Here is a 23801-nt window from a genome sequence, read left to right as displayed (position 1 = left end):
TGCGAGACTGAGTTGATGACTAAAGGCATGGTTTTCTTGGCGTTTTCTTTGCGCCTCTGCGCCTTTGCGTGAGACATCTTTTTTATCTCTCGCAAAGGCGCAGAGGCGCAAAGGAAATGCAACGAAGAGATTAATGCCTAAGCGGGAGCGACTTGGCCGGTAAGCGTTGTCGTTGCCGTGGGCGTCGTTGTCGGCGGCGGTGCAGGGGAGGGGGCGGTGGCGCGGCGGACGAACAGGGCGCTCAGGTCGTCGAGCAGTGAGTAAATAACCGGCACGGCCAACAGCGTCAGTAGCAGGGAGAGGGCCTGACCGCCGACGACGAGCACGGCGATCGACCGGCGTTCCTCGGCGCCCGGGCCGGTGGCGATCAGCAGCGGCACCATGCCGGCGACGAACGCGATCGCCGTCATCAGGATCGGCCGCAGGCGGTTGCGGTTCCCTTCGAGGATCGCTTCGTTGCGCGGCAGACCGGCGGCGCGGAGCTGGTTGATGTGGTCGACCTGCAAGATCGAAGCTTTCTTCACCATGCCGAACAGCACAAGGATGCCGAGGGCGGAGTAGAGGTTGAGCGATTCGCCGCCAAGCCACAGGCTGAACAGGCCGAAGGGAATCGCGATCGGCAGCGAGGCGAGGATCGTCAGCGGGTGGATGAGATGCTCGTACTGGGCGGCGAGCACGATATACATGCAGACGAACGACAACGCACAGGTCCAGATAAACTCTTCGAGCGTCGTTTGCAGTTCGCGGGCGCCGCCGACGACGCGGGTGGAGTAACCGGGCGGCAGGCCGAGATCCTCGGCGGCCTTATGCACGAGTCGCGCTTGCTCGGCAAGGGCGTAGCCAGGGGCGAGGTTCGCCCGCACCGCGGCCATGCGGAGGCGATCGAGCCGGTCGATGCGCGACGGGCTGAAGGTCTCTTCGAACGACACGACGTTGTCGAGTCGCGTGAGCGGCTGGTCGCCGGTTTCGTAACCGAGCCCGGGAATGAGCGTCGGCTCGGCGGCCGGAATCGTGCGGTTAGTGTTGCCGGCGGCGCGGGGATTGGCCGTGCGAACGTAGAGCTGCGAAATGTCGCGGGGATCCGCGCGATCGACGCCGCGGAGGCGAAGCTCAACGTCGTAAGCGTCGTCGGCTTGCGAATCGTAGAAGCGGGAGACGCGATCGTCGCCGCCGACGGCGATCCGCAGCGTGTCGGCAATTTCGCGGACGTCGACGCCGAGCGCGGCGGCCCGTTCGCGATCGATGTGGGCGAGCAAGTTCGGCTTGTCCATCCGCAGCGTGCTGTCGGCGTCGACGAGCCCCGGCATCTCGGCGACGCGATCGCGGAGGCGGTCGGTGAAGTCGGCGAGTTCTTGCAGGTCGGGGCCAGTGACGACGAAGTCGAGATCGACCGGGGCCCCTTGCCGGAACGAGGTGAGGTTGCGAACTGACGCCCGCAGGTCGGGATACGCGGCGATAATCGAGCGGACTTCGCGCATCTTGTCGCGTTGGTTGTAATTGCCCTCGAACGCCTGGTTGGGGTTGCCTTCCAGCAGGCCGTGCCAAAGCCTGCCGAGCGAGAAGGTGCGCGTTTCGAGGTCGTCGAGTCGGACGTACATGCTCGCCTGGCTCGTGCCGCGGGGCGAACTGCCGGAGACGGTCGAGAGAACGTGCACCACGCCGGGGACTTCACGGACTTTCGGCTCGACCGCGGAGATCATTTGGTCCATCGCCGTGATGCTGGTTCCCTCGGGCGCGGAGATGCGGACTTCGAACTCGCCCTCGTCGACGTCGGTCGGGATGTAGTCTTGTTGGACGAGGTTGAACAGCGGGATGTTCGAGGCGATGACGACGACCGAGACGAGGAGGATGAACCAGCGCTGCCGCATCGAGAGGCGGAGGCACCACATGTAGGAGTTTTCGATGTAGCGGTAGAAGCCGCGGCGGGAGGCGACTTCGTGGCTGGCGTGAATGTGCGAAGGGGGGTTGTTTGAGGCGGAGTCGCTCGACGCTTCCGCTCCCCTCCCCAGTCCTCCCCTCGAGGGGGAGGGAGCCACAGGATCTGAATCCTCCGGTGCTTCCTGCTTCGGACGCTTCAGCATCCGGCTACACATCATGGGCGTGAGCGAGAAGCTCACGAGCATCGAGATCATCACCGCGACAGTCGAGGTGATGCCGAATTCGTAGAGCAGCCGGCCGGTGACGCTCGAAAGGAACGACACCGGCAGGAAGACGATCACCAGCGAGATCGTCGTGGCGAGGACCGCGAGGCCGATTTCCTGCGTGCCGACGATTGCGGCCCGTTTCGGTTCAAGCCGCTGTTCTTCGATGACGCGGAAGACGTTTTCAAGGACGATGATCGCATCGTCGATGACGACGCCAACCATCAGCACCAGCGCGAGCATCGTGACATTGTTGAGCGTGAAGTCCATCCCCTTCATCACGGCGAAGGCGCCGATAATCGAAGTCGGAATCGCGACGGCGGCGATGATGGTCGACCGCCACGATCGCATGAAGAGCAGCACGATGACGCTCGCCATGAGGCTGCCGATGACGAGATGGTGCTGGATTTCGTTGAGGGCGGCGCGGATGTAGCGAGACTGATCCTGCAGAACTTCGACTCGCACGTCCGGGGGAAGCAGCTCGCGGACTTGCTTGAGCCGCTTTTTCACGGCGTCGATCACCTCGACCGTGTTCTCGCCCGATTGCCGCTGCACTTGCAGCACGACGGCGGGTTGGCCATCGAACAGCGCGAGCGAGCGGCGTTCTTTGGTGAGGTCGACCGCTTCGCCGAGGTCGGAGATCCGGAGCGGCACGTCGCCGACGGTCGATACGACGAGGTTGTTGAACTCGCTCGTCTTCGGCAAGCGGCCGAGGGTGCGGAGGCTCAACTCGCGGAAGCCGGCGTCGACTCGGCCGGCGGGAATCTCGGCGTTTTGCGAGGAGATCGCGTCATAGACCTGCATCACCGACGTGCGATGCGCGGCGAGGCGGTCGGCTTCGAGATTGATCTGCACCGCTCGATCCGAGGCGCCTTCGATCGTCACCTGCCCAACGCCGCGGGCTGATTCGATGATGCTTTTGACGCTGCGATCGGCGAGAACGTAGAGCTCGCGCGGCTCGCGCTGGCCGAAGACGGCAAGCGTCATGATCGGCGAGGCGTCGAGATCTTGCTTCTGCACCACCGGCGGGTCGATGCCGGGCGGAAGTCGGTTGAGGACGCTGTTCACGGCGTCGCGGACGTCTTGCGAGGCGACGCCGATGTTGACGTCGAGGCGGAAGGTAATCATCAGCATCGAGACGCCGTCGTTCGAGAGCGAACGTAGTTCGTCGATGCCGGCCACGGTGGCGACCGCGTCTTCGAGCGGCTGGGTGACTTCCGACTCCACTTCCGCCGCCGCGGCGCCGGGGTAGTTGGTGGCGACGCGAATCGTCGGCAGGTCGATGTTCGGAAAGCGGTCGATGCCGAGCTGCGGATACGCAGCGGCGCCGGCGACGACCACTGCTGCGATCAGCATGAGGGCGAAGACGGGACGCTCAACGCAAACTCGGGCGAGCCATTGCATGAGAAGCTAGGAAGCTGTCAGCGTTCAGCTGTCAGCCAGCAGGAGGAGTGGACTGTTTGTTAGTAGGAGCGGCGGCTTCCTCTGCGGACGCCTTCCGTTCCTCACTTTTCTGGCTGATTGCTGAAAGCTGACCGCTGACCGCTTTAAGCGTCACCGGTCCGGTGCGGCCTTGCTCGGCGTTGGCGACGACCTCGCTGCCGGCGGGGAGGCCGTCGAGGATTTCGACGCGGCCCCGTTCCTGGCGGCCGGTGCGGATCGACTTCTGCGCGGCTTGGCCGTCGGCGACGACCCAGACTTTTTCGACGCCGGCGAAGCGAGTGACCGCCGCCTCGGGCAGGGCGAGGGCTTGCGCCTCGGCGTCGACGATGACGTCGGCCTTGGCGAACAGGCCGGCTTGCAGGGCGTGGTCGGGATTGGGAACGTCGGCTTCGATGCGGACGGCACGGCTCGTTTGCGTGACGATGGGGCTGACTCGCGTCACTGCGGTGAGGATCGGTTCAGCAACGCCGGCGATTTGGATTTCGACCTTCTGGCCGGTTTTGATCTGACGGGCCTGGCTTTCGGGGACGCCGGCCGTGAAGCGGAGCCGTTCGGCGCGGACGAGCGCGATGAGCGGTTGGCCCATCGACACATACTCGCCAGGCGAGACGCGGCGGGCTTCGACGACGCCGTCGAACGGCGCGATCAGCTGCGAGTCGATCACCTGCTGTTTGACGAGCGAGAGCTCGGTGCGGCGGACGCCGATGAGCGCGACCTGCGTGCTGACCGAATTGAGCGCCGAGTTGTAACGGGCCTTCGCGGCGCGAAGTTGCGCGACTAGCGTGTCGTATTCGCCGCCGGTGATCGCGCGGGTCGGCACCAATGCGCGGGCGCGGTTGACGGCAGCTTGGGCTTCGTCGACGAGGGCTTGTTCCAATTGGACGGGGGGGGCGTCGTCGAAGTCGAGCCGCGTTTCATCTTCCTTCGGCGTGATGCCGATCGCGGCGCACGCCTGTTGGAGTTGGGCCTCGGCGAGTTTCACCTGCAGGTCGAGTTCGCTGCGGTCGAGCGTGACAAGCGGATCGCCTTTCTTGACGATTGAACCGAGGTCGACGGACACCGTGGCAACGCGGCCGGCGAGCTTTGAGCCGAGGACGGCGTCTTCGTCGGCGAGGAGAGCGCCTTGGACGGTGACCGTCCGCGGCCAAGGAAGGAGTTGGGCGGCGACGACTTCGACTTCCTTCGGAGCGAGGGGGGCCATTTTCGCAGCCGACGGGGTGGCGGCGGGGTCGGCTTTCCCGCAGCCGAGCAGCGCCAGCGAAGTCGCGGCCGCGGCGAGGAAGACCGAGCGGGAAGTCGGGGCGGGGCAGGGCATCGACGGCCTGGGCGACGGGAAGGGACGTGCATGGACGTAGCGGCCCGCAGAAGTGCCGCCTCCTACAGTATAACCCCGCCGAATCGCGAAAGAGCCGGTGAGTTGCCGTAGGTTTAGCGGGCCGAAAGTGGCCTGGAGGCGGGATTTACGGCCCGCAACGTCTGCAAAAAAGAAGAAAAAGCAGCGACTACAGCTTGGCTTCAAAAACGAGATCGGCGCTTGGTTGCGAAGTTTTGGCGTCGGACTCCAGGGTCACGATGGCTCGCGAGGGCCGCCCTGGGGTGAGTTTCGGGAAGTCGGCGATAACGTGGGCTTCTCCCTGCTGATCGACGGTGAATTGCGGACCGGCGAAGTAGTCGCCCCGATCATCCGCGGCCCAAAGCTGATAGCTTTTTCCTGCGGAAGCCGCCGGCAGCCCCGTGGCATGGAAGTGCCACTGTTGGGCTGGCAGGTCCCAGATGATGTAGGCCGCGGCGGTTTCCGGCGCTTGCGCGCCATGAAAAGAGACGATGCGGACTTGTTCGGAGCGTAACCTCGCTTTGTCTCTGGCGCCCGTGATCAGCAGTTCGTTAGCAATCTGCTGCTTCCGTGCGGCGTGGTCGGAAGAGGGGGCGAGTCTCGCGAACGAGGCCGTCAGCCCGATCAGGACGCTCGCGGCGAGCGCATAAGAGGCGAGCCGTTGGCGTGCGGAAAGTCGGCGAGCTGCCGTTGCACGTTTTTCGGCGCTGTTTGTCGAAGGGTTGAGCGAACGCTGTGCGGGGTGCGATTTCGATCCTTGCGGCCAATCTTCGAGGCGGTTTGTGATTCGATCGAAGAGATCGGCGGGCGGAGCGACGGGTTCAAGCGTCATGGGAAGCGCCGACCATGCGGCCACAATCGCCGCCGCTTCATGGCGGCAAACCGGGCACGCGGCCAAATGGTCGCCCACGGCCGCGGCGGCTTCCGCGGTCAGGTGGCCCAAGGCATGCTCGGCCAGCTCATTTCGGCAGTGGTCGCAAGTAATCATCAATCGTCTTCAGCCTGCAAGCCTTGGAGGGCGTACCGGAGTTTTTTTAATCCTCTGCGGATGTGCGTTTTGACGGTTCCCAGCGGCGCGCCAAGCCGTTGGGCGATTTGTTGGTGACTGAGTCCTTCGTAGTAGGCGAGTTCCATCGCTTCGCGTTGGCGGGCGTCGAGTTCGGCGATCGCGGCGACGATGCGAACGCGAGTCTCGCCTTGCGAAGCCGATTCGTCTGGCGCCGGGGCGCCGCCGGCGAGCGTGTCTTGTTCGTTCAAGCGCCAACCCGAATCGGCGCGGACTTCAGGCCGCGCCGCATGGCTGCGCAAGCGATCGATGGCGCGACTGCGGGCGAGCGTCATCAGGTAAGGGCGCGCGGCTCCGCGCATCGAGTCGTACCGGTCGCGTCGTTTCCAAACTTCCCAGAAAACCTCGGCGACGGCGTCTTCGGCGTCGGCGCGATGGCGGAGGATCCGTTCACACAGGGCAAGCAAGTCGGCTCCAAACCGATCGTAAAGCGCGCGAAACGCCGTCCGATCTCCGAGGCGCACCGCGGCGAGTAAGTCCGATCCGTCGGAAGTCGGAACTGGTTCCAACTCGCCGGCCTCAGGCGTCGGTCGGTCGCGCAGCGTCTCGTCGGTCGAGAGACCTCTGGAGACGTTCACCCCCAATCCGCCGCGGGCGTCGTCGCTCGGCATTGGATTGGGAGTCGCTGACAATCGTCTGTTCCTGTAATGAGTACGGCTGAACGCGCGGGAATGGATGCGGAGAGATGTTGCAGAGAGTGAGATTCGCGGCGAAGCGCGTTCAGGCTGATGGCAGTTCTGCGGGCGGAGGCGCCGCAGGGGGATTCGTTGCTAGCACCGCGTCGGTCATCCAGCAGCCCTGAAACGGCGCTTCGTCTTGTCGAGACAACACGAATGCGAAAATGCGGACATGGTGTTGAGCGTCGATGATCGTGACAAGTAACTTCGCGACGTTGTTTTCGATTTGCGGGCGACCCACGAGCGCGGCTCGGGGGGAAGTCATCGCGTCGAAGGGCGGGTTGCGCACCATTTCGCCGAAGTGCTTCAGGGGGCCCGTTTCCGTGCGATTGGCAGGCGATGCCAAACAAAAACATTGCAAGATGCCGACGCCGTCTCGTTTCGAATCGCCGAGCCCTTTCAGTTGCAGGCGAACGACGTCGTCGGGCTTAAGCTTCGGCGACGGGAAGACGACTTCGGACAGGTCGATGCCGGCAAGTTCGTCTGCGTCGATCCCCGCAACGGAAGAAGCGCTGGCGGACCAATAGATGTTCATCAAGCCGGCAAAAAACGCGAACGCGACCACTGCGTAGAACGTCGGTCTCAGGAATTGAATGATGGGTGACGTCATGCGTTGGTTGTTCGTTCGAGCGGGACTCTCTCAAGAACATATGTCAGCGGGAGAATTTCCATTGCCGAGGTCGAAGAAAGCGGGCCGCAGCGAGGGAGCGGCGGCGGGCCGTAGGGGGATTTAACTAACGAAACAGGCAAGAAAACAGGCGGGCGATTCCGAAGAATTGCCCGCCTGGAGAGTTCGAAGCAAAGTTATTTCACGACGCGCTACTTACGACGACGGGCCAGCGGTACGGCGGCCAAGGCCATCGCCGCCAAGCCGAGCGTGGCCGGTTCGGGGACAGCCGGGGCAACCGTCATGGCCGTAATGATCACGCCGCCGTCAATTTGGCCGACAGGGGTCGCGGCGCCGGTGGCGAGGTTGATCGTGTAGAGGTTCGACTGCGAGCTGCCCGACAGCAGCAGCGCCGCGTAGGCGATGCCCGTCGTCCCCGAAATGTCGAAACCGCCGACGCCGGTGACATTGAAGCCGAGCGGTCCAACCGTGCCGAGCGTGCCCGCGTTGTTCGCTTGGGTGACCAGGATGTCGAGGGCGGTGTCGATGCCGTAAAGCTGCGTGGTCGTCGCGCCAGCGAAATTGTTGGTGTAGGCCGAGTTCACCACGTTCGGGTCGATGCCGAAGTTCGGGTCGCCGGGGCCGAAGGCCAGGTCGGTGGCCGCCAGTTGGACGGCGCCGGTGATCGGGTTGAGGACCAGGTTCTTGTTCGTCTCGGCGACGACGCGGATGCGGTCGATCGTCGGGTTGAAGTCGAAGCCGAAGTTGAAGCCGTTCAGTGCCGGCGAAAATGGCGCGGCGACCGCGGTGGCTGCACCCGTCGACGTGTTCAGCGTGTAGAGCCGGCTGGAGGTTCCCAGGGCGTAGAGGCCGCCGGTGGCTGGGCGGAAGTCGATGCCGACGATGGTTTCGTTGCTCTGGAGGCCCGAGACGAACGAACCGGAGATGATGCTGCCGGGAGAAGCCGAGTCCCAGCTAAGAAGGGCCGTCGAGTTGCCGACGGCGGCGATGCCGTAAATAAGTTCTGCGGAAGCAGGCGTCTGGGCGCCGGAGATAAAGAGTGCCAGTGCGCACAACGGCGCGGTGAATCGCTTCATGTAGCTTACTCCTAGCTCAAGTTGCTGGTCTGGTGCGGTGTCGACCCAGTCGATGGCGCCGAGGATAAGTCGGAAAATGCAGCGCCAGTTGAAACGGACGCCACTTCGAAGCCGTCATCCATCAACGGCGAGACGAACGAAGTGGCTAGGTTTCTCGCGAAACGAGACGCCAGCCTACCCCGTTACGGAAGGTACGGCCAGGGAAATGTCTCTGGATGCGTTAAAAAGTCGCAATTTGCGACTTTGGGGCTTTGGTTGCTCTGCGGGGTGTGGGGTGTCGCGCCGCCGGGCGAGGTTTGTGTCAGGCTGGGAGGCCGCCCTCGGCTCTTTGCTAGCAGTATCTGCCCTGCGCAGCTTGTTAATGCGGTCCGAAATTCGCTAGAGGCCGCCTTGTCACCCCTTGCGGCTTCGGTATATTAGTTGATTCGCACAAGCTCGCCCCACCCCGGCTAGCGTAGCTCAATTGGCAGAGCAGCTGATTTGTAATCAGCAGGTTGTGGGTTCAAGTCCCTCCGCTAGCTCTGTCGATAGAGAGAGTTTTCGCCGCCCGGGACGGTTTTGCTGCGACCGACGGTCTTCGGTAAATCGGCTTTGCGGTGGTTAGAGGAGTACGTCGGGGAGTTACCGAAGCGGTCAAACGGGTCAGACTGTAAATCTGATGGCTATGCCTTCACAGGTTCGAATCCTGTACTCCCCACTAGAAGCTAAGTGCTAGAGCTAGTAAGAGGTTAGGTTTGCGGGTGTAGCTCAATGGTAGAGCAGCAGCCTTCCAAGCTGAATACGAGGGTTCGATTCCCTTCACCCGCTTCGAAGTGCTGTTGGCGTTGGCTGAGTTTTTGGCCGCCGCGAAAGAGTTAGGTAGTTGTCGGGAGGTGGGTTTCTGAGCTGACGGCTGAGTGCTGAAAGCTGACGGCTTTTTGATCCTTTGCTGCTGTAGCTCAGTTGGTAGAGCGCGTCCTTGGTAAGGACGAGGTCACGAGTTCAAGTCTCGTCAGCAGCTCTCGATGTTAGTTTCGATCGTCCAGCCATTGCCGGCGACATGTCGCTCGCTGGCGGGCAAAAAATTTTGACCCCATGAAACAAGTGTTGAGTTAGTAGGGAGAACAATGGCAAAGGACACATTCAATCGTACAAAGCCGCACGTGAACGTCGGTACGATCGGTCATATCGATCACGGCAAGACGACCACGACCGGCGCTATTCTGGCCGTTCAGGGCGCTAAGGGCCTCGCCAAGCCGAAGGCCTACTCGGAAATCGCTAAGGGCGGTACGGTCCGCGACGCGACCAAGACGGTGACCATCGCCGTGTCGCACGTCGAATACGAGACCCCGAATCGTCACTACGCCCACATCGACTGCCCGGGCCACGCCGACTTTATCAAGAACATGATCACCGGCGCCGCCCAGATGGACGGCGCGATCCTGGTCGTGTCGGCTGCCGACGGTCCGATGCCGCAAACCCGCGAGCACATTCTGCTGGCCCGTCAGGTCGGCGTGCCGCGCATCGTCGTCTTCCTGAACAAGGTCGACCTCGTCGACGACGCGGAATTGCTCGAACTGGTTGAGCTCGAAATTCGCGAATTGCTCTCGTCGAACGGCTACCCCGGCGACGAAATTCCGATCATCCGCGGCGCCTCGAAGCCCGCCTACGACAGCCCGGCCGATCCGGAAAAGTCGAAGTGCATTACCGAGCTGATGGAAGCGATTGACTCGTACATCCCCGAGCCGGTCCGCGAAATCGACAAGCCGTTCATGATGGCGATCGAAGACGTCTTCTCGATCGAAGGCCGCGGCACCGTCGCCACCGGTCGTATCGAGCGCGGCGTCGTGAAGGTCGGCGAGGAAGTCATGATCATCGGTTTGACCGATGCTCCGACCAAGACGACCTGCACGGGCGTCGAAATGTTCAACAAGAGCCTCGATCAAGGCCAAGCCGGCGACAACGTCGGTTGCTTGCTCCGCGGCGTCAAGCGTGAAGATATTCAGCGCGGTCAGGTGCTGGCCAAGCCGGGCAGCATCACCCCGCACACCAAGTTCGAAGCCGAAGTCTACGTCCTGTCGAAGGAAGAAGGCGGTCGTCACACGCCGTTCTTCAGCGGCTACCGTCCGCAGTTCTACTTCCGCACGACCGACGTCACCGGCACCGCCAACCTGGTGGGCGACGCTGAAATGTGCATGCCGGGCGACAACGCCCGTCTGTCGGTCGAGCTGATGAAGCCGATCGCCATGGACGACGGCGTTCGCTTCGCGATCCGCGAAGGCGGCCGCACGGTCGGTTCGGGCGTCGTGACGAAGATCGTCGAGTAGTTCAAGGGAAAGCAAAACGGAAGGGGAAGGCGATTTCGATCGCCTTCCCCCTTTCCGATTTTTCTTTCACACAGGGGCGTAGCTCAATTGGCAGAGCACCGGTCTCCAAAACCGGGGGTTGCGAGTTCGATTCCCGCCGCCCCTGCATTCGGGAGTAGCGAGTAAGGAGTTTCGAGTTTCGGGTTTCGTGAGTAACGGATTTCACTCGCAACTCGCCGCTCGTCGCTCATAGCTCTTTGGAAAGACTAACGTGGCTGAGTTAATCGCAGGAATATTCACTGCTTCGCGTTACAAGCGAAATCAGGGCAAGGTGGCCCGGCAGGCTACGTTTTTCGCGCTCTTGGCCGTCGCGGCGGTCGGTGCGTGGACGATGAGTTCCGGTGCTTCGCCGGAGCTCGGGGAATATTTCGTGCCGCCGGCGTTGCAAGACAAAATCTCGCCTGCCGTGGTTGCAAGATACGTGTTGCCGATGATCGTGCTGGCGATCGGGGCGTGGGCGGCGTTTCGCGTCGTCAACATGCCGAAGTTCGCCGAGTTCTTGATCTCGGTTGAGAATGAGATGGGAAAGGTCTCCTGGCCGAGCCGGGGCGAGCTTTTTCGTGCGTCGATGGTCGTCTTGGTGGTGATCTTCTTCATGACGGCGATCTTGCTCGGGTACGATTTGTTTTTGAAGTGGTTTATTGGCGTCTTGCTCGACCTGTTCGGCAAGATCGTGAGCCTCTTCTAGTAGGTCGCGATGGAAAGCAGCCGCTGTCTGTAGTGCAGACGGCGGATGGAATGTTCTTTGGTTGGCGGGAAGAAGGCGCATAAGCGGTGAGCAGCGAGGAGCCGAACAAGGTGGACGACGAATTGAACGTCACGGGTGCGAACTCGTCGGCGCCGGCAGTCGTTGAGCCTGAAATCGACGATGATCCTTCCGAGGTGATTCCCGTCGAGCAAAAGCCGCTGTCGCGGGCTTCCGCCGTGTCGACAGAAGCGGAGGTCGCCGCGAAGAAGGCTGCCGAACCTCAGGGACCGGTCCAAATGGACTGGTACATCTTGAAGGTGCAGAGCAACCGCGAACGCTCGATCGCCGACGCGCTCAAGCGCAAGGTCGCGATCGAAGGGCTGCAGAAGTACGTCGACGTTGACAACATTCTCGTCCCGACGGAAAAGGTCACTGAGTTCAAGGCTGGTAAGAAAAAAATCGTCGAACGGAAGCTTTATCCGGGCTACATCGTCGTCCGGATGAACATCAACGACGACAGTTGGTTCGCGATTCGCGAAACCTCGGGGATTGGCGATTTCACCGGCGCCGGCGGCAAGCCGCAGCCGATGCTCGCCCACGAGATCGCCCGCATCGTGCAAACTGACGAAGAAGTATCGGACGACTCGCCGAAACTGGACATCAAGTTCAAATCGGGCGATCGCGTCAAGGTGAAGGACGGCACGTTCGAAGGGTTCGAAGGGGAAGTTGGAACCATCGATCCGCAGAGCGGCAAGGTCCAAGTGATGATCAGCATCTTCGGCCGGAGTACGCCGGTCGAGCTGGAATATTGGCAAGTTGAAGGCGTGTAGGAGGTCTGCAGGCGTCGGGGCCGAATGCGACTGTCGTCGAGTTCGGGAGCCGGGTTCCGTCGAGCAGACCGTTGACTACCAACAACGGAAAGTGCAATGGCAAAACAGTTAGTCGGAGTCGCGAAGTTCCAGATTCCGGGAGGTCAGGCGACGCCTGCTCCTCCGGTCGGTACTTCGCTCGGTAAGTACGGCATCAACCTGGGCCAGTTCGTCCAGGCGTTCAACGACCGGACGAAAGAAGCCGCTGGAATGATGATTCCGGTGGTGGTGAGCGTCTACAACGACCGGTCGTTCGATTTCTATACCAAAAGCCCGCCAGCGGCCGTCTTGCTGAAGAAGGTCGCGGGGTTGGCGAAGGGCTCGGGCGTGCCGAACAAGACGAAAGTCGGCACGGTCACTCGCGCTCAATTGGCCGAGATCGCAACGCTGAAGATGAACGATCTGAACTCGCGCGACGTTGAGCACGCGGTTCGCATGATCGAAGGCACGGCGCGCAGCATGGGCCTGGTGGTCGAAGGCTAGCGCGGCGTTCTCGCCGGGTGAGCGTTCGGCCCCGCCGTTCGCTCCGTACAACCAACTTACTCACTGTCATAACGGCACCTTTCATGCCCACAGTTAGCAAAAGAATGAAGGCCTCCGCCAAGAAGCGGCCGGCCGAAGCGATGCCGATCGCCGAAGCGGTGGCGGCTCTCAAGCAGTTTAGCGCCACCAAATTCGACCAAACGGTCGACATCGTCATGCGTCTCGGCGTCGACGCGGCTCAGGCCGATCAGATCGTCCGCGGCTCGATCGTGCTGCCGCACGGTATCGGCAAGCAGCTTCGCGTGGTGGTTTTCGCCAAGGGCGCCCAGGCCGACGCGGCCAAGGCGGCCGGCGCCGACGAAGTCGGTGAAGAGGAACTCGCTCAGAAGATTCTGGGCGGCTGGATGGATTTCGATGCGTGCATCGCGTCCCCCGACATGATGAAGGTCGTGAGCCCGCTCGGCCGCGTCCTTGGTCCGCGCGGTTTGATGCCGTCGCCCCGTGCCGGCACCGTCACCCCCGACGTCGCCAAGACCGTCGCCGAGTACAAGGCTGGTAAGGTCGAGTTCCGCAACGACAAGGCTGGCAACGTCCACGCTCCGATCGGCAAGCTGAGCTTCGACGCCGAAAAGCTGGCCGAGAACGCGAAGGCGTTCGTCGACCGCGTCGTGTCGCTCAAGCCGTCGGCCGTGAAGGGGATCTACGTGAAGAGCGCTCATGTGAGCGGCGCGATGACCCCCAGCGTGCGGTTGGCGATCTAGTTCTCAAATCAATCAATGAGCCGCCGGGGTCGAAACGACCCGGCTCGCTGTGAGAGTTTTTATATGAGCAAATACCTAAAAGACCTGATTACCGACGACTTGAAGAAGCGTCTGGACGGCGTTGAGGACGTGTTGGTCGTCGATATCGCCGGGCTGGAAGCCAACAAGAACGTCGAGTTGCGGAAGCAGCTTCGCCAGAAGGGCATCAAGATGCTCATGGTGAAGACGAGCCTGGCCCGTCGCGCGACCGAAGGGACTGCACTCTCGGCAGCCTTCGAAGGCAGCGAAGGGTCGGCGACGATCGTCTGGGGCGCCGAAGACATCGTCTCGTTGGCCAAGGAAATCACGAAGTACACCGACGACAAGGCATACGCTCCGTTCGCCCCTAAGGGCGGGTCGATGGGCGGGTCGAAGTTGTCGGCCGCCGACGTGAAGAAGGTCAGCACCTGGCCGAGCCGCACCGAGCAACTCAGCTTGCTCGTGGGGCAAATCCTGGCTCCAGGGGCCAACCTGGCGTCTCAACTGTTGGGTCCGGGCGCCAAGCTCGCGAGCCAGGTCAAGAAGAAAAGCGAAGAAGAGGGTTGAGCGGTCGTAGTCACGGCGAACGTTCTCAATTCTCCAATCACATAAATCAAAAAAACTAATTCACATTGGGCGTAACGCCCACACTTGCGAAAGGGTAGTTTGTCATGAGCGATGCAGCCACTATTGAATTTTCCGACGCGACCAAGAAGCTGGGCGACGACATCGTCAAGCTGACGCTGAAGGAAGCGAAGGAACTGAGCGATTACTTGAAGGAAGTTCACGGCATCGAGCCGGCTGCCGGCGGCGCTGTCATGATGGCTGCCCCGGGCGCGGGCGGCGGCGCTGCTGCCGCTGCTGAAGAGCAAACCGAATTCAACGTGATCATGGACAGCTTCGGCGACAACAAGATCAACGTGATCAAGGTCGTCCGCAGCGCCACCGGCCTGGGTCTGAAGGAAGCCAAGGACCTGGTCGAAGGCGTCCCGAGCAAGGTGAAGGAAGGGGTCTCGAAGGAAGAGGCCGAGAAGCTGAAGAAGGAACTCGAAGAAGCTGGCGCCAAGGTCACCATCAAGTAACTGTTTGGCTGCATCGCATCGCGCGACCCCTGGCGCTTCGGCGCCGGGGTCGCCGCTTTGCGCTTCCGAACGGCTTGATGCGTTAGCGGCGCCCAGAGCGACGCAGTTTCGATATACTTGCCTAACGTGCGAAGCAGCGAAGAGGTAGCACGGCCTCTTGGCTGCGTTTGTCGTTTGTTGAAAGCTAGCTAAGTTCGCGCTAGCCGGACCGCCACGCGGTCCGGGTTCTGGAGGACAGTGGTCCTCCGGCTAGAGGGGAACAGTAGCGAGGGGCGTTCATTCAATCGGCTGGATCGCGGCGCGCGGATTAGGTTCCCACCTCGTTAGAACGGAGCAGTCAAGCCCTATGGCAGTCACGGCTCAGCGGCGGCTGGTCACTCAGAACATTCGTAGCTTCGGCAGCGGCCGAGAATCGTTCGACCTTCCTGATCTCACCCAGATTCAGACCGAAAGCTACGAGCGGTTCCTGCAATACAACGGCGGTTCCACCGCCAAGCGGAAGAGCGAGGGCCTCGAGGCGGTCCTGCAGGAAATCTTTCCGATCGAGAGCTACGACAAGACGATCAAGCTCGAATACGTCCGCTACGAGCTCGGCAAGCCGCGCTACAGCATGGACGAGTGTCGGCAGCTGCGCCTGACCTACGGTCGGCCGTTCCGCATCTGGCTGCGCTTGCTCAAGGATCAGCCGGTCGAGGAAGAAGTCTACCTCGGCGATTTGCCGATCATGCTCGGCGGCGGCGAGTTCATCATCAACGGCGCCGAGCGCGTCGTCGTGTCGCAGTTGCACCGGTCGCCGGGCATCGACTTCGTCTCGGAAATGGATCCGGGCGAGCGTCGCATGTACTCGTGCCGCGTGATCCCGGAGCGTGGCAGCTGGATCGAGCTGAACACCACGAAGAAGGACAGCGTCACGGTCCGCATCGACCAGAGCGGTAAGTTCTCTGCGATGACGCTGCTGCGGGCGATGTCGCCCGAGCTGGGTTCCGACGCCGAGATTCTCCGTCGCTTCTACCCGGTGACGAAGCAGAAGGTCGTCGACGGCCGCAGCGCCGGCAAGCTCGAAGGCAAGGTTGCGGTCGAAGACGTCGTCTACCCCGCCGAGAGCGAACGCGCCGGCGAAATCATCATCGAATCGGGCCAGCGGATCACCAAGAACGTTGCAGAAATCATCTGCACGTCGGGGATCAAGCAGGTCGACGTGATGGAGCCGCCGAAGACGCCGCATCTGCTCAACGCCCTGGCCGACGACAACACGTCGAGCCATGAGGAGGCGTTGCTCCGGATTTACCAGCGTCTGCGTCCGGGCAACCCGCCGCAGCTCGAGAAGGCTCGCGCGCTGTTCAGCGAAAAGTTCTTCGACGCCAATCGCTACCGCCTCGGTCGCGTCGGTCGCTTCCGCATGAACCGGAAGCTGAACCTGAACGTCTCCGAAGACGAAATGGTTCTGCGTCCGGAAGATCTCGTCGCGGCGATCAACTACCTGTTGTTGCTCGTGGCCGGCGAGAACGAAGCGTACGTCGACGACATCGATCACCTCGGTAATCGTCGTCTGCGGACGATCGACGAGCTGGCGTGCGATGAAATCCGCAAGGGCTTCCTGAAGCTCCGCCGCACCGTGCAAGAGCGGATGAGCCTCAAGGACGCGGCCGACATGACGCCGCGGAGCCTGATCAACCCGAAGAGCATCTCGGCCGCCATCGAGTACTTCTTCGGCCGCGGCGAACTGTCGCAGGTCGTCGACCAGACGAACCCGCTGTCGATGCTCACGCACGAACGCCGGTTGTCGGCCCTCGGCCCGGGCGGTTTGAATCGTAAGCGGGCTGGCTTCGAAGTCCGCGACGTGCACATTTCGCACTACGGCCGCATCTGCCCGATCGAAACGCCGGAAGGTACGAACATCGGTCTGATCTCGAGCTTGGCGATGTACGCCACGGTCGACGATTACGGCTTCCTGGTCACGCCGTACCGCAAGGTGAAGAACGGCAAGCTGACCGAAGAGGTGGTGTGGCTGCGTGCCGACGAAGAGTCGGACGCTTACGTCGCCTCGGCCGACGTGCCGGTGAAGAACAACGAGATTCAAGGCGATACGGTAGTCGCTCGTTACCGCAGCGACTTCATGGTCGTGCCGACGGAAAAAATCCAGTACACCGACGTGGCGCCGAGCCAGATGATCGGCGTGTCGGCTGGTTTGATTCCGTTCCTCGAACATGACGACGCCAACCGCGCGCTCATGGGTTCCAACATGCAGCGCCAAGCGGTGCCGCTGTTGATCGCCGAGCCGCCGATCGTCGGCACGGGCCTCGAACGCGACGTCGCTCGTCACTCGGGCATGTTGGTGCGGGCCGGTCACAAGGGAACGGTCACCTACGTCGACTCGAATCGGATCGAGATCGGTCAAGAGAAGCATGAACTGCGCAAGTTCGTGGGTCTCAACGAGCGGACCTGCCAGAACCAGAAGCCGCTGGTGAAGATCGGCGACAAGGTCGAAAAGGGCGACGTCATTGCCGACGGCGCTGCGACCTTCAAGGGCGACCTGGCCCTGGGCCGCAACGTCCTCGTCGCGTTCATGTCGTACGAAGGCTACAACTTCGAAGACGCGATCATCATCAGCGAAGAGCTGGTCCACAACGACACCTACACCTCGATCCACATCGAGGAGTTTGACGTCGAAATTCGCGAAACGAAGCTGGGACGCGAGGAATTCACTCGCGACATCCCGAACGTCAGCGAAAAGGCTCTTCGCAATCTCGATGAGAGCGGCATCGTGCGGGTCGGCACCTTCGTCTGGCCGGGCGACATCCTGGTCGGCAAGGTCTCGCCGAAGAGCAAGACCGAGCTCACGCCGGAAGAGAAGCTGCTGCACGCGATCTTCGGTCGCGCCGGCGAAGACGTGAAGAACGACTCGCTGGAAGTTCCGTCGGGCGTCGAAGGCATCGTCATCGACACCCAGAAGTTCTCCCGCCGGATGAGCCTCTCGGAAGACGAACGCAAGGCGTTCGAGCGTTCGCTGAAGGATGCGGAGAAGAGCGGCAACGAGAAGATCGCCGCCGCGTTCACCGCCCTGGCGAACGAGATCGAGAAGATCCTCGGCAAGAAGCTGACCGACGAAGATGGCAACGAGCTGATTCACAACCAAGAGGCGCAGTTTGTCGCCGATCAGGCTGTGAACTTCAAGGTCGACAATCTCGACATCCGCAGCGACGACCGCAAGAAGTCGGTGCAGCAAGCCTACAAGCAGCTGTGGCCGGAAGTCGAAGAGGCGATCGATCAGCGCGATCGGACGCTCAACTCGATGAAGCGCGGCGACGAGCTCCGCAGCGGCGTGTTGCAGATGGTCAAGGTTTACGTCGCGACGAAGCGAGTGATCTCGGTCGGCGACAAGATGGCCGGTCGTCACGGTAATAAGGGCGTTATCTCCAAGATCTTGCCGATCGAGGATATGCCGTTCCTGCCGGACGGCACCCCGGTGCAGATCATGCTGAACCCGCTCGGCGTGCCGAGCCGTATGAACGTGGGCCAGATTCTGGAGACCCACCTCGGTTGGGCGGGCGCCAAGCTCGGCTTCCGCGCGGTAACTCCGGTGTTCGACGGCGCCACGGAAGAAGAGATCAACGAGTGTCTCGACAAGGCTGGCTTGCCGAAGCACGGCAAGGCCCGCCTGAACGACGGCCGCACTGGCATGCCGTTCGAGCAGGAAACGACGGTCGGCTTCATCTACATGTTGAAGCTCCATCACTTGGTGGACGACAAGGTCCACGCCCGCAGCACGGGGCCGTACTCGCTCATCACCCAACAACCGTTGGGCGGCAAGGCGCGGTTCGGCGGCCAACGCTTCGGCGAGATGGAAGTGTGGGCCCTCGAGGCCTACGGCGCCGCCTATATCCTGCAAGAACTGCTGACGGTGAAGAGCGACGACGTCGAAGGACGCACGAAGATTTACGAGTCGATGGTCAAGGGCGAGAACACGCTGCAAGCCGGCACCCCGGCGAGCTTCGACGTGCTCACCAACGAGATCCGCGGTCTTGGGCTCAACATGCAGCTCGAAAAGCGGTCCTTGTAGATCGGAACAAGCGGTGCTCCTGGACTGGTCGCTCAAGCGGCCAGTCCGGCGCGCCGGATGACTCGGGACAGAGAATACAAACCACGGCCCTACGGCCATGTTCCAGCGAGGAACGAATATGAGCATTCTTGAAGGCGCGAACTACGACCGGGTAAACGACTACGGCTCGGTGAAGATCAGCCTCGCCCGACCGCACGACATTCGTAGCTGGTCGTTTGGCGAAGTGAAGAAGCCCGAGACGATCAATTACCGCACCTACCGTCCGGAAAAGGACGGCTTGTTCTGCGAGCGCATCTTTGGCCCGGAGAAGGACTGGGAATGCGCCTGCGGCAAGTACCGCGGCATGAAGTACAAGGGGATGATCTGCGACCGCTGCGGCGTGAAGGTCACGCACAGCCGCGTCCGTCGCAAACGGATGGGCCACATCGAGCTGGCCGCGCCGATTGTTCACATCTGGTTCTTCAAGGCGATGCCGAGCCGTCTCGGCAGCTTGCTCGCCATGAAGACGACCAGCCTGGAGAAGGTGATCTACTTCCAAGATTACGTCGTCATCGATCCGAAGGAAACGGCGCTGAAGCCGCAGCAATTGCTGACGGAAGAAGAATACCGCCAAGCCCGCGAGCAATACGGCGAGAGCGGCTTCGAAGCCGACATGGGCGCCGAGGCGATCCGCAAGTTGCTCCAGAACCTCGACCTCGTGAAGCTCAGCGAACAATTGCGCGTTGATCTGCGCGAGACCGGTTCGAAGCAAAAGGCGAAGGATCTCATCAACCGGCTCAAGACGGTCGAGTCGATCCGCGATTCGGACAACAAGCCGGAGTGGATGGTGCTGGACGTGATCCCGGTGATCCCGCCCGATCTTCGTCCGCTCGTGCTGCTCGACAGCGGCAACTTCGCGACGAGCGACTTGAACGATCTCTACCGCCGCATCATCAACCGTAACAACCGGTTGAAGAAGCTGGTCGACCTGAACGCTCCGGAAGTCATCATTCGCAACGAAAAGCGGATGCTGCAGCAATCGGTCGACGCGTTGTTCGACAATAACCGCTGCAAGCGGCCGGTGCTCGGTTCGTCGAACCGCCCGCTCAAGTCGCTCACCGATATGATCAAGGGCAAGCAAGGTCGTTTCCGCGAAAACTTGCTCGGCAAGCGCGTCGACTACTCGGCCCGTTCGGTCATCGTCGTCGGCCCGCGGCTCAAGCTCCATCAGTGCGGTCTCCCCAAGAAGATCGCGCTCGAGCTGTACCAGCCGTTCATCATCCGTCGCTTGAAAGAGCTCGGCCACGCCGACACGATCAAGTCGGCGAAGAAGATGCTGGAGCGCAAGGACGACGAGGTGTGGGATATCCTCGAAGAGGTGATCACCAACCACCCGGTGCTCCTGAATCGCGCTCCGACGCTTCACCGCATGGGTATCCAAGCGTTCGAGCCGACGCTGGTGGAAGGCAACGCGATTCAGTTGCATCCGCTCGTTTGCCGCGGGTTCAACGCCGACTTCGACGGCGACCAGATGGCGGTCCACTTGCCGCTGTCGATCGAGGCTCAGGTTGAAGCCCACACGCTGATGATGTCGACGCATAACATCTTCAGCCCAGGCAACGGCTCGCCGATTATCAGCCCGTCGCAAGACATCGTGATGGGTTGCTACTACCTCACGATGCCCGTCCCCGAGGAAAAGGGGGACGGCATGGTCTTCAGCTCGTTCAACGAGGTCCACACGGCCTACGCTGCGGGCAAGGTTGGGACGCACGCCGCCATCAAGGTACGGTTGCCGAAGGACCGCTGCATGCGGGACGACTTCGACAAGAAGAAGGGCTTCGGCAAGCGAGTCGAAACGACCGTCGGTCGCGTGATGTTCAACGAGATCCTGCCGAAGGGGATGCCGTTCTACAATATCGCGATGCGGTCGAGCGAACTCGCTCGCGTGATTAGCGACTGCTACGAAATCCTCGGTCGTCGTCAGACGATCGAGCTGCTCGACGACATGAACCAGATCGGTTTCCGTCAAAGCACGCTCAGCGGTCTGTCGTTCGCGACGGACGACCTGATCACGCCCGACACGAAGGGCAAGATCATCGGCGAAGCCGACAAGCAGGTCAGCAAGTTCAACAAGCTGTTCCAACGCGGCGTGATCACGGAGCTCGAGCGTTACAACTCGGTGCTCGACGCCTGGACGCATGCTCGCGAACAGATTACGTCGGAAATGATGACGCGGCTGGAAAGCGACTATCGCACCGGCGGCTACGTCAACCCGATCTACCTGATGGCCCACTCCGGCGCTCGAGGCGGCATCGAACAGATGCGGCAGCTCGGCGGTATGCGTGGTCTGATGGCGAAGCCGTCCGGTAAGATTATCGAAACGCCGATCAAGGCGAACTTCCGCGAAGGCCTGACGGTGCTCGAGTACTTCTCCAGTACTCACGGCGCCCGTAAGGGCTTGGCTGATACGGCTCTGAAGACGGCCGACTCCGGGTACCTCACCCGTAAGCTGGCCGACGTCGCTCAGAACGTCGTCATCACGATGGAAGACTGCGGCACGACCCAAGGCATCACCAAGGGCATTATCTACCGCGGCGAAAAGGTGGAAGTGAACCTGGTCGACTCGATTCGCGGTCGCGTCAGCCGGGCGAACATCGTCAACCCGATCACCGACGAAGTGATCGTCCACGAAAACCAGCTGATCACCGGCGAAATCGGTCGCAAAATCGAGCAAATGGGCCTGGAGAAGATCCAGGTCCGCAGCCCGATGACCTGCGACGCATCGCTCGGCGTCTGCCGCCGCTGCTACGGTATGGACTTGTCGACCGGTTCGATGGTCGAAGAAGGTATGGCCGTCGGCATCATCGCTGCTCAGTCAATCGGTGAACCTGGTACTCAGCTGACGATGCGGACGTTCCACATCGGCGGCACCGGCCAGCACTCGGTCGAAGATAGCGACATCAAGGCGAAGAAGGGCGGTATCGCCAAGACCGCTCGCCTGAAGATGGTGACCAACGACTCCGGCCAGCAAGTCGTGCTTTCGCGAAACGGCGAAATCGCGCTGGTCGACGAGAAGGGGCGCGAAGTCGAAAAGTACGAGGTCCCGACCGGCGCCGTGTTGGCGGTGAAGGAAGACGACGTCGTCAAGGCTGGTCAGGTCATCTGCGAATGGGATCCGCATAGCATCCCGATCATCGCCGAAACGGGCGGTCGCATCCGCTACGAAGACCTCGTCGAAGGCGAGACGATGCGCGGCGAGAAGGACCCCAGCGGCAAGCTCCGCTACGTCATTCTCGAACACAAGGGCGATCTCCATCCGCAGCTCGTGGTTGAAGACCCGGCCGACGGCAAGATTCTCGACTTCTACTACATGCCTGAACGGGCTCACATCGAAGTCGACGAAGGTCAGACCATCACCCCGGGTACGCTCGTCGCCAAGACGCCTCGCGAAGCTTCGGGAACGCAGGACATCACCGGCGGTCTGCCCCGCGTCACCGAAATTTTCGAAGCTCGCAAGCCGAAGGATCCGGCGGTCATCGCCGAAATCGACGGCTTGGTCGAACTACTCGGCGAGAAGAAGCGCGGCAAGCGTTCGATCATCGTTCGCAGCGAAACGGGCATCGAGCGCGAGCACTTGGTGTCGCACTCGAAGCACTTGCGAGTTCATGCCGGCGATCACGTCCGTGCTGGCGAAGCCCTCGTCGACGGGCCGCTGGTGCCGCACGACATTCTGCGGATCTCGGGCGAAGAGGCTGTGCAGCAGTACCTCACCCGCGAAATTCAGAACGTTTACCGCAGCCAGCGCGTGGAAATCAACGACAAGCACATCGAGATCATCGTTTCGCAAATGTTGCGGAAGGTGAAGATCGAATCGCCGGGCGACACCGACCTGTTGCCGGGCGCCGTGATGGACAAGTTCGATTTCCGCTCGGCCAACGAAGCGGTGGCGAAGTGTCTGAAGATCACCCACCGCGGCGACAGCGAGTTCGCCGAAGGTTCGGTGGTGCCGAAGGAAGTGATCGAGCAAGCCAACGCGACGATCGAATCGCTCGGCGGCGACATCGCCAAGGGTTCGAAGCCGAAGATGGCGACCGCCAGCACCCAGCTCTTGGGCATCACCAAGGCGTCGGTGCAGTCGGGCAGCTTCATCTCGGCCGCGAGCTTCCAGGAAACGACGAAGGTCCTCACCGAAGCAGCCCTCGCCGGCCGCACCGACTACCTAGTCGGTCTGAAGGAAAACGTCATTCTTGGTCACTTGATTCCAGCCGGTACCGGTTTCAAGACGATTCACGAATCGGAAGTCCGCATCCAACCTTCGGCTCTCGAGGCTCTGGCTTCGGAGAAGGAGCGGGTGCTGGAGCGTTCGTTCCCGCTGCTGGAATCGGCGTTGCGGACGGGCGGCGATGGCGCCGGCCCGACGATCTCCGAAGGAAACGGCCACGGCAATGGCGAACGTTCGCCAGCCCCGCCGGCTGCTCCGACCGGCCTCGACGCCCTCTTGGGCGGCATGACCGGCCCGACGGGCGACGACGATTTGGACGATGAGTAAGAAATAGCGGAGCGTTTTCGTCCCCCGGCGAGCCGCCGGGGGACGAAAAGCCCTGCCGCGGCCGTCCCAAACGGGCGTTGACAGGCGTTCCCGTTGCGATAAATTGATTGGTTCCACCCGTATCGACGGGCCCTAATTAGAGAAAGCGTCTTAGGCTACCAGCCCATGCCCACGATTAACCAACTGGTCCGCAGCCAACGTCGGCCGAAGCGGAAGTTCAGCAAGTCACCGATCCTCGATCGCTGCCCCTTCAAGCGCGGGGTCTGCTTGCAAGTCCGCACGATGACGCCGAAGAAGCCGAACTCGGCTCTCCGGAAGATCACCCGTGTGCGGTTGTCGAACGGCAAGGAAGTCACCGTTTACATCCCGGGCGAAGGCCACACGCTGCAGGAACATAGCATCGTGCTCGTCCGCGGCGGCCGCGTTCGCGACTTGCCGGGCGTGCGTTACCACGTCGTCCGCGGCGCCCTCGATACGCTGGGCGTCAACGGTCGTAAGCAAAGCCGTAGCAAGTACGGTGCGAAGAAGAGCTAGTTAGAAGCTTTCAGCTGTCAGCGATCAGCCGGCAGCTTTTTCAAATCACATTGAGCTGAGTGCTGACAG

General features: G+C 61.7%; 16 protein-coding genes and 5 tRNA genes. 15 read left to right on the top strand and 6 right to left on the bottom strand.

The window, feature by feature from the left end; translation table 11 throughout:
* Positions 1 to 137: 137 nt before the first annotated feature.
* From PLANPX_RS26345 to PLANPX_RS26320, 6 genes are all read right to left on the bottom strand, one after another.
* Positions 138 to 3545: an efflux RND transporter permease subunit gene (locus tag PLANPX_RS26345; protein ID WP_152101601.1), complete on the bottom strand. Its 3408-nt coding sequence runs from the start codon at positions 3543 to 3545 to the stop codon at positions 138 to 140.
* Between the two features lie 31 nt (positions 3546 to 3576).
* A complete protein-coding gene (locus tag PLANPX_RS26340) occupies positions 3577 to 4899 on the bottom strand; it encodes an efflux RND transporter periplasmic adaptor subunit (RefSeq protein ID WP_152101600.1) in 1323 nt (440 codons plus the stop codon).
* A 187-nt stretch (positions 4900 to 5086) separates the two neighbouring features.
* Positions 5087 to 5905, bottom strand: coding sequence for an anti-sigma factor domain-containing protein (locus PLANPX_RS26335; RefSeq protein ID WP_152101599.1), 819 nt, complete (start codon positions 5903 to 5905; stop codon positions 5087 to 5089).
* Entirely contained in the window at positions 5905 to 6615 is a 711-nt protein-coding gene (locus PLANPX_RS26330) for a sigma-70 family RNA polymerase sigma factor (protein WP_152101598.1), read from the bottom strand. The genes PLANPX_RS26335 and PLANPX_RS26330 overlap by 1 nt, the downstream gene beginning before the upstream one ends.
* A gap of 88 nt (positions 6616 to 6703) precedes the next feature.
* Positions 6704 to 7270 (bottom strand): hypothetical protein, encoded by a 567-nt coding sequence (locus tag PLANPX_RS26325; protein ID WP_152101597.1) that lies wholly within the window; start codon positions 7268 to 7270, stop codon positions 6704 to 6706.
* Positions 7271 to 7479: 209 nt separating this feature from the next.
* Complete coding sequence (locus PLANPX_RS26320; protein WP_152101596.1) at positions 7480 to 8364, bottom strand: DUF4394 domain-containing protein; 885 nt, start codon at positions 8362 to 8364, stop codon at positions 7480 to 7482.
* Positions 8365 to 8812: 448 nt separating this feature from the next.
* Between PLANPX_RS26320 and PLANPX_RS26315 the strand changes: the two genes are divergently transcribed.
* The 15 genes from PLANPX_RS26315 (at position 8813) to rpsL (ending at position 23732) form a co-directional block, all read left to right on the top strand.
* A tRNA-Thr gene (locus PLANPX_RS26315) sits at positions 8813 to 8885 on the top strand.
* Positions 8886 to 8979: 94 nt separating this feature from the next.
* A tRNA-Tyr gene (locus PLANPX_RS26310) sits at positions 8980 to 9061 on the top strand.
* A 39-nt stretch (positions 9062 to 9100) separates the two neighbouring features.
* A tRNA-Gly gene (locus tag PLANPX_RS26305) sits at positions 9101 to 9171 on the top strand.
* A 120-nt stretch (positions 9172 to 9291) separates the two neighbouring features.
* A tRNA-Thr gene (locus PLANPX_RS26300) sits at positions 9292 to 9364 on the top strand.
* Positions 9365 to 9470: 106 nt separating this feature from the next.
* Entirely contained in the window at positions 9471 to 10670 is a 1200-nt protein-coding gene (tuf, locus tag PLANPX_RS26295; RefSeq protein ID WP_152101595.1) for an elongation factor Tu, read from the top strand.
* Between the two features lie 72 nt (positions 10671 to 10742).
* A tRNA-Trp gene (locus tag PLANPX_RS26290) sits at positions 10743 to 10815 on the top strand.
* A gap of 225 nt (positions 10816 to 11040) precedes the next feature.
* Positions 11041 to 11397 carry a preprotein translocase subunit SecE gene (gene secE, locus PLANPX_RS26285; RefSeq protein ID WP_152101594.1) on the top strand — a complete coding sequence of 119 codons (357 nt, stop codon included), beginning with the start codon at positions 11041 to 11043 and terminating at the stop codon, positions 11395 to 11397.
* 110 nt (positions 11398 to 11507) lie between these two features.
* Positions 11508 to 12227 carry a transcription termination/antitermination protein NusG gene (gene nusG / locus PLANPX_RS26280; protein WP_198421818.1) on the top strand — a complete coding sequence of 240 codons (720 nt, stop codon included), beginning with the start codon at positions 11508 to 11510 and terminating at the stop codon, positions 12225 to 12227.
* Between the two features lie 96 nt (positions 12228 to 12323).
* A complete protein-coding gene (gene rplK, locus PLANPX_RS26275) occupies positions 12324 to 12749 on the top strand; it encodes a 50S ribosomal protein L11 (RefSeq protein WP_152101593.1) in 426 nt (141 codons plus the stop codon).
* Positions 12750 to 12832: 83 nt separating this feature from the next.
* On the top strand, positions 12833 to 13510 hold the full coding sequence (gene rplA / locus PLANPX_RS26270) for a 50S ribosomal protein L1 (RefSeq protein WP_152101592.1): 678 nt from the start codon (positions 12833 to 12835) through the stop codon (positions 13508 to 13510).
* Between the two features lie 63 nt (positions 13511 to 13573).
* Positions 13574 to 14095, top strand: coding sequence for a 50S ribosomal protein L10 (rplJ, locus tag PLANPX_RS26265; protein WP_152101591.1), 522 nt, complete (start codon positions 13574 to 13576; stop codon positions 14093 to 14095).
* A gap of 104 nt (positions 14096 to 14199) precedes the next feature.
* Positions 14200 to 14610: a 50S ribosomal protein L7/L12 gene (gene rplL, locus PLANPX_RS26260; protein WP_152101590.1), complete on the top strand. Its 411-nt coding sequence runs from the start codon at positions 14200 to 14202 to the stop codon at positions 14608 to 14610.
* A gap of 346 nt (positions 14611 to 14956) precedes the next feature.
* Positions 14957 to 18670: a DNA-directed RNA polymerase subunit beta gene (gene rpoB / locus PLANPX_RS26255; RefSeq protein ID WP_152101589.1), complete on the top strand. Its 3714-nt coding sequence runs from the start codon at positions 14957 to 14959 to the stop codon at positions 18668 to 18670.
* A gap of 118 nt (positions 18671 to 18788) precedes the next feature.
* Complete coding sequence (rpoC, locus tag PLANPX_RS26250; protein WP_152101588.1) at positions 18789 to 23198, top strand: DNA-directed RNA polymerase subunit beta'; 4410 nt, start codon at positions 18789 to 18791, stop codon at positions 23196 to 23198.
* Between the two features lie 165 nt (positions 23199 to 23363).
* Positions 23364 to 23732, top strand: a complete 369-nt coding sequence (gene rpsL / locus PLANPX_RS26245; protein ID WP_152101587.1) for a 30S ribosomal protein S12 — start codon at positions 23364 to 23366, stop codon at positions 23730 to 23732.
* Positions 23733 to 23801 lie beyond the last annotated feature (69 nt).

It is taken from the genome of Lacipirellula parvula (assembly GCF_009177095.1).
GTDB classification, from domain to species: Bacteria; Planctomycetota; Planctomycetia; order Pirellulales; family Lacipirellulaceae; genus Lacipirellula; species Lacipirellula parvula.
The sequence above is the reverse complement of the archived record's forward strand: the minus strand, read 5'-3'. Positions and strand labels throughout refer to the sequence as shown.

Coding starts and splice junctions, on each gene's coding strand:
- PLANPX_RS26345 (WP_152101601.1), bottom strand. CDS start 3,545: ATGCAATGGCTCGCCCGAGTTTGCGTTGAGCGTCCCGTCTTCGCCCTC.
- PLANPX_RS26340 (WP_152101600.1), bottom strand. CDS start 4,899: ATGCCCTGCCCCGCCCCGACTTCCCGCTCGGTCTTCCTCGCCGCGGCC.
- PLANPX_RS26335 (WP_152101599.1), bottom strand. CDS start 5,905: ATGATTACTTGCGACCACTGCCGAAATGAGCTGGCCGAGCATGCCTTG.
- PLANPX_RS26325 (WP_152101597.1), bottom strand. CDS start 7,270: ATGACGTCACCCATCATTCAATTCCTGAGACCGACGTTCTACGCAGTG.
- PLANPX_RS26320 (WP_152101596.1), bottom strand. CDS start 8,364: ATGAAGCGATTCACCGCGCCGTTGTGCGCACTGGCACTCTTTATCTCC.
- tuf (WP_152101595.1), top strand. CDS start 9,471: ATGGCAAAGGACACATTCAATCGTACAAAGCCGCACGTGAACGTCGGT.
- secE (WP_152101594.1), top strand. CDS start 11,041: ATGAGTTCCGGTGCTTCGCCGGAGCTCGGGGAATATTTCGTGCCGCCG.
- rplK (WP_152101593.1), top strand. CDS start 12,324: ATGGCAAAACAGTTAGTCGGAGTCGCGAAGTTCCAGATTCCGGGAGGT.
- rplA (WP_152101592.1), top strand. CDS start 12,833: ATGCCCACAGTTAGCAAAAGAATGAAGGCCTCCGCCAAGAAGCGGCCG.
- rplJ (WP_152101591.1), top strand. CDS start 13,574: ATGAGCAAATACCTAAAAGACCTGATTACCGACGACTTGAAGAAGCGT.
- rplL (WP_152101590.1), top strand. CDS start 14,200: ATGAGCGATGCAGCCACTATTGAATTTTCCGACGCGACCAAGAAGCTG.
- rpoB (WP_152101589.1), top strand. CDS start 14,957: ATGGCAGTCACGGCTCAGCGGCGGCTGGTCACTCAGAACATTCGTAGC.
- rpoC (WP_152101588.1), top strand. CDS start 18,789: ATGAGCATTCTTGAAGGCGCGAACTACGACCGGGTAAACGACTACGGC.
- rpsL (WP_152101587.1), top strand. CDS start 23,364: ATGCCCACGATTAACCAACTGGTCCGCAGCCAACGTCGGCCGAAGCGG.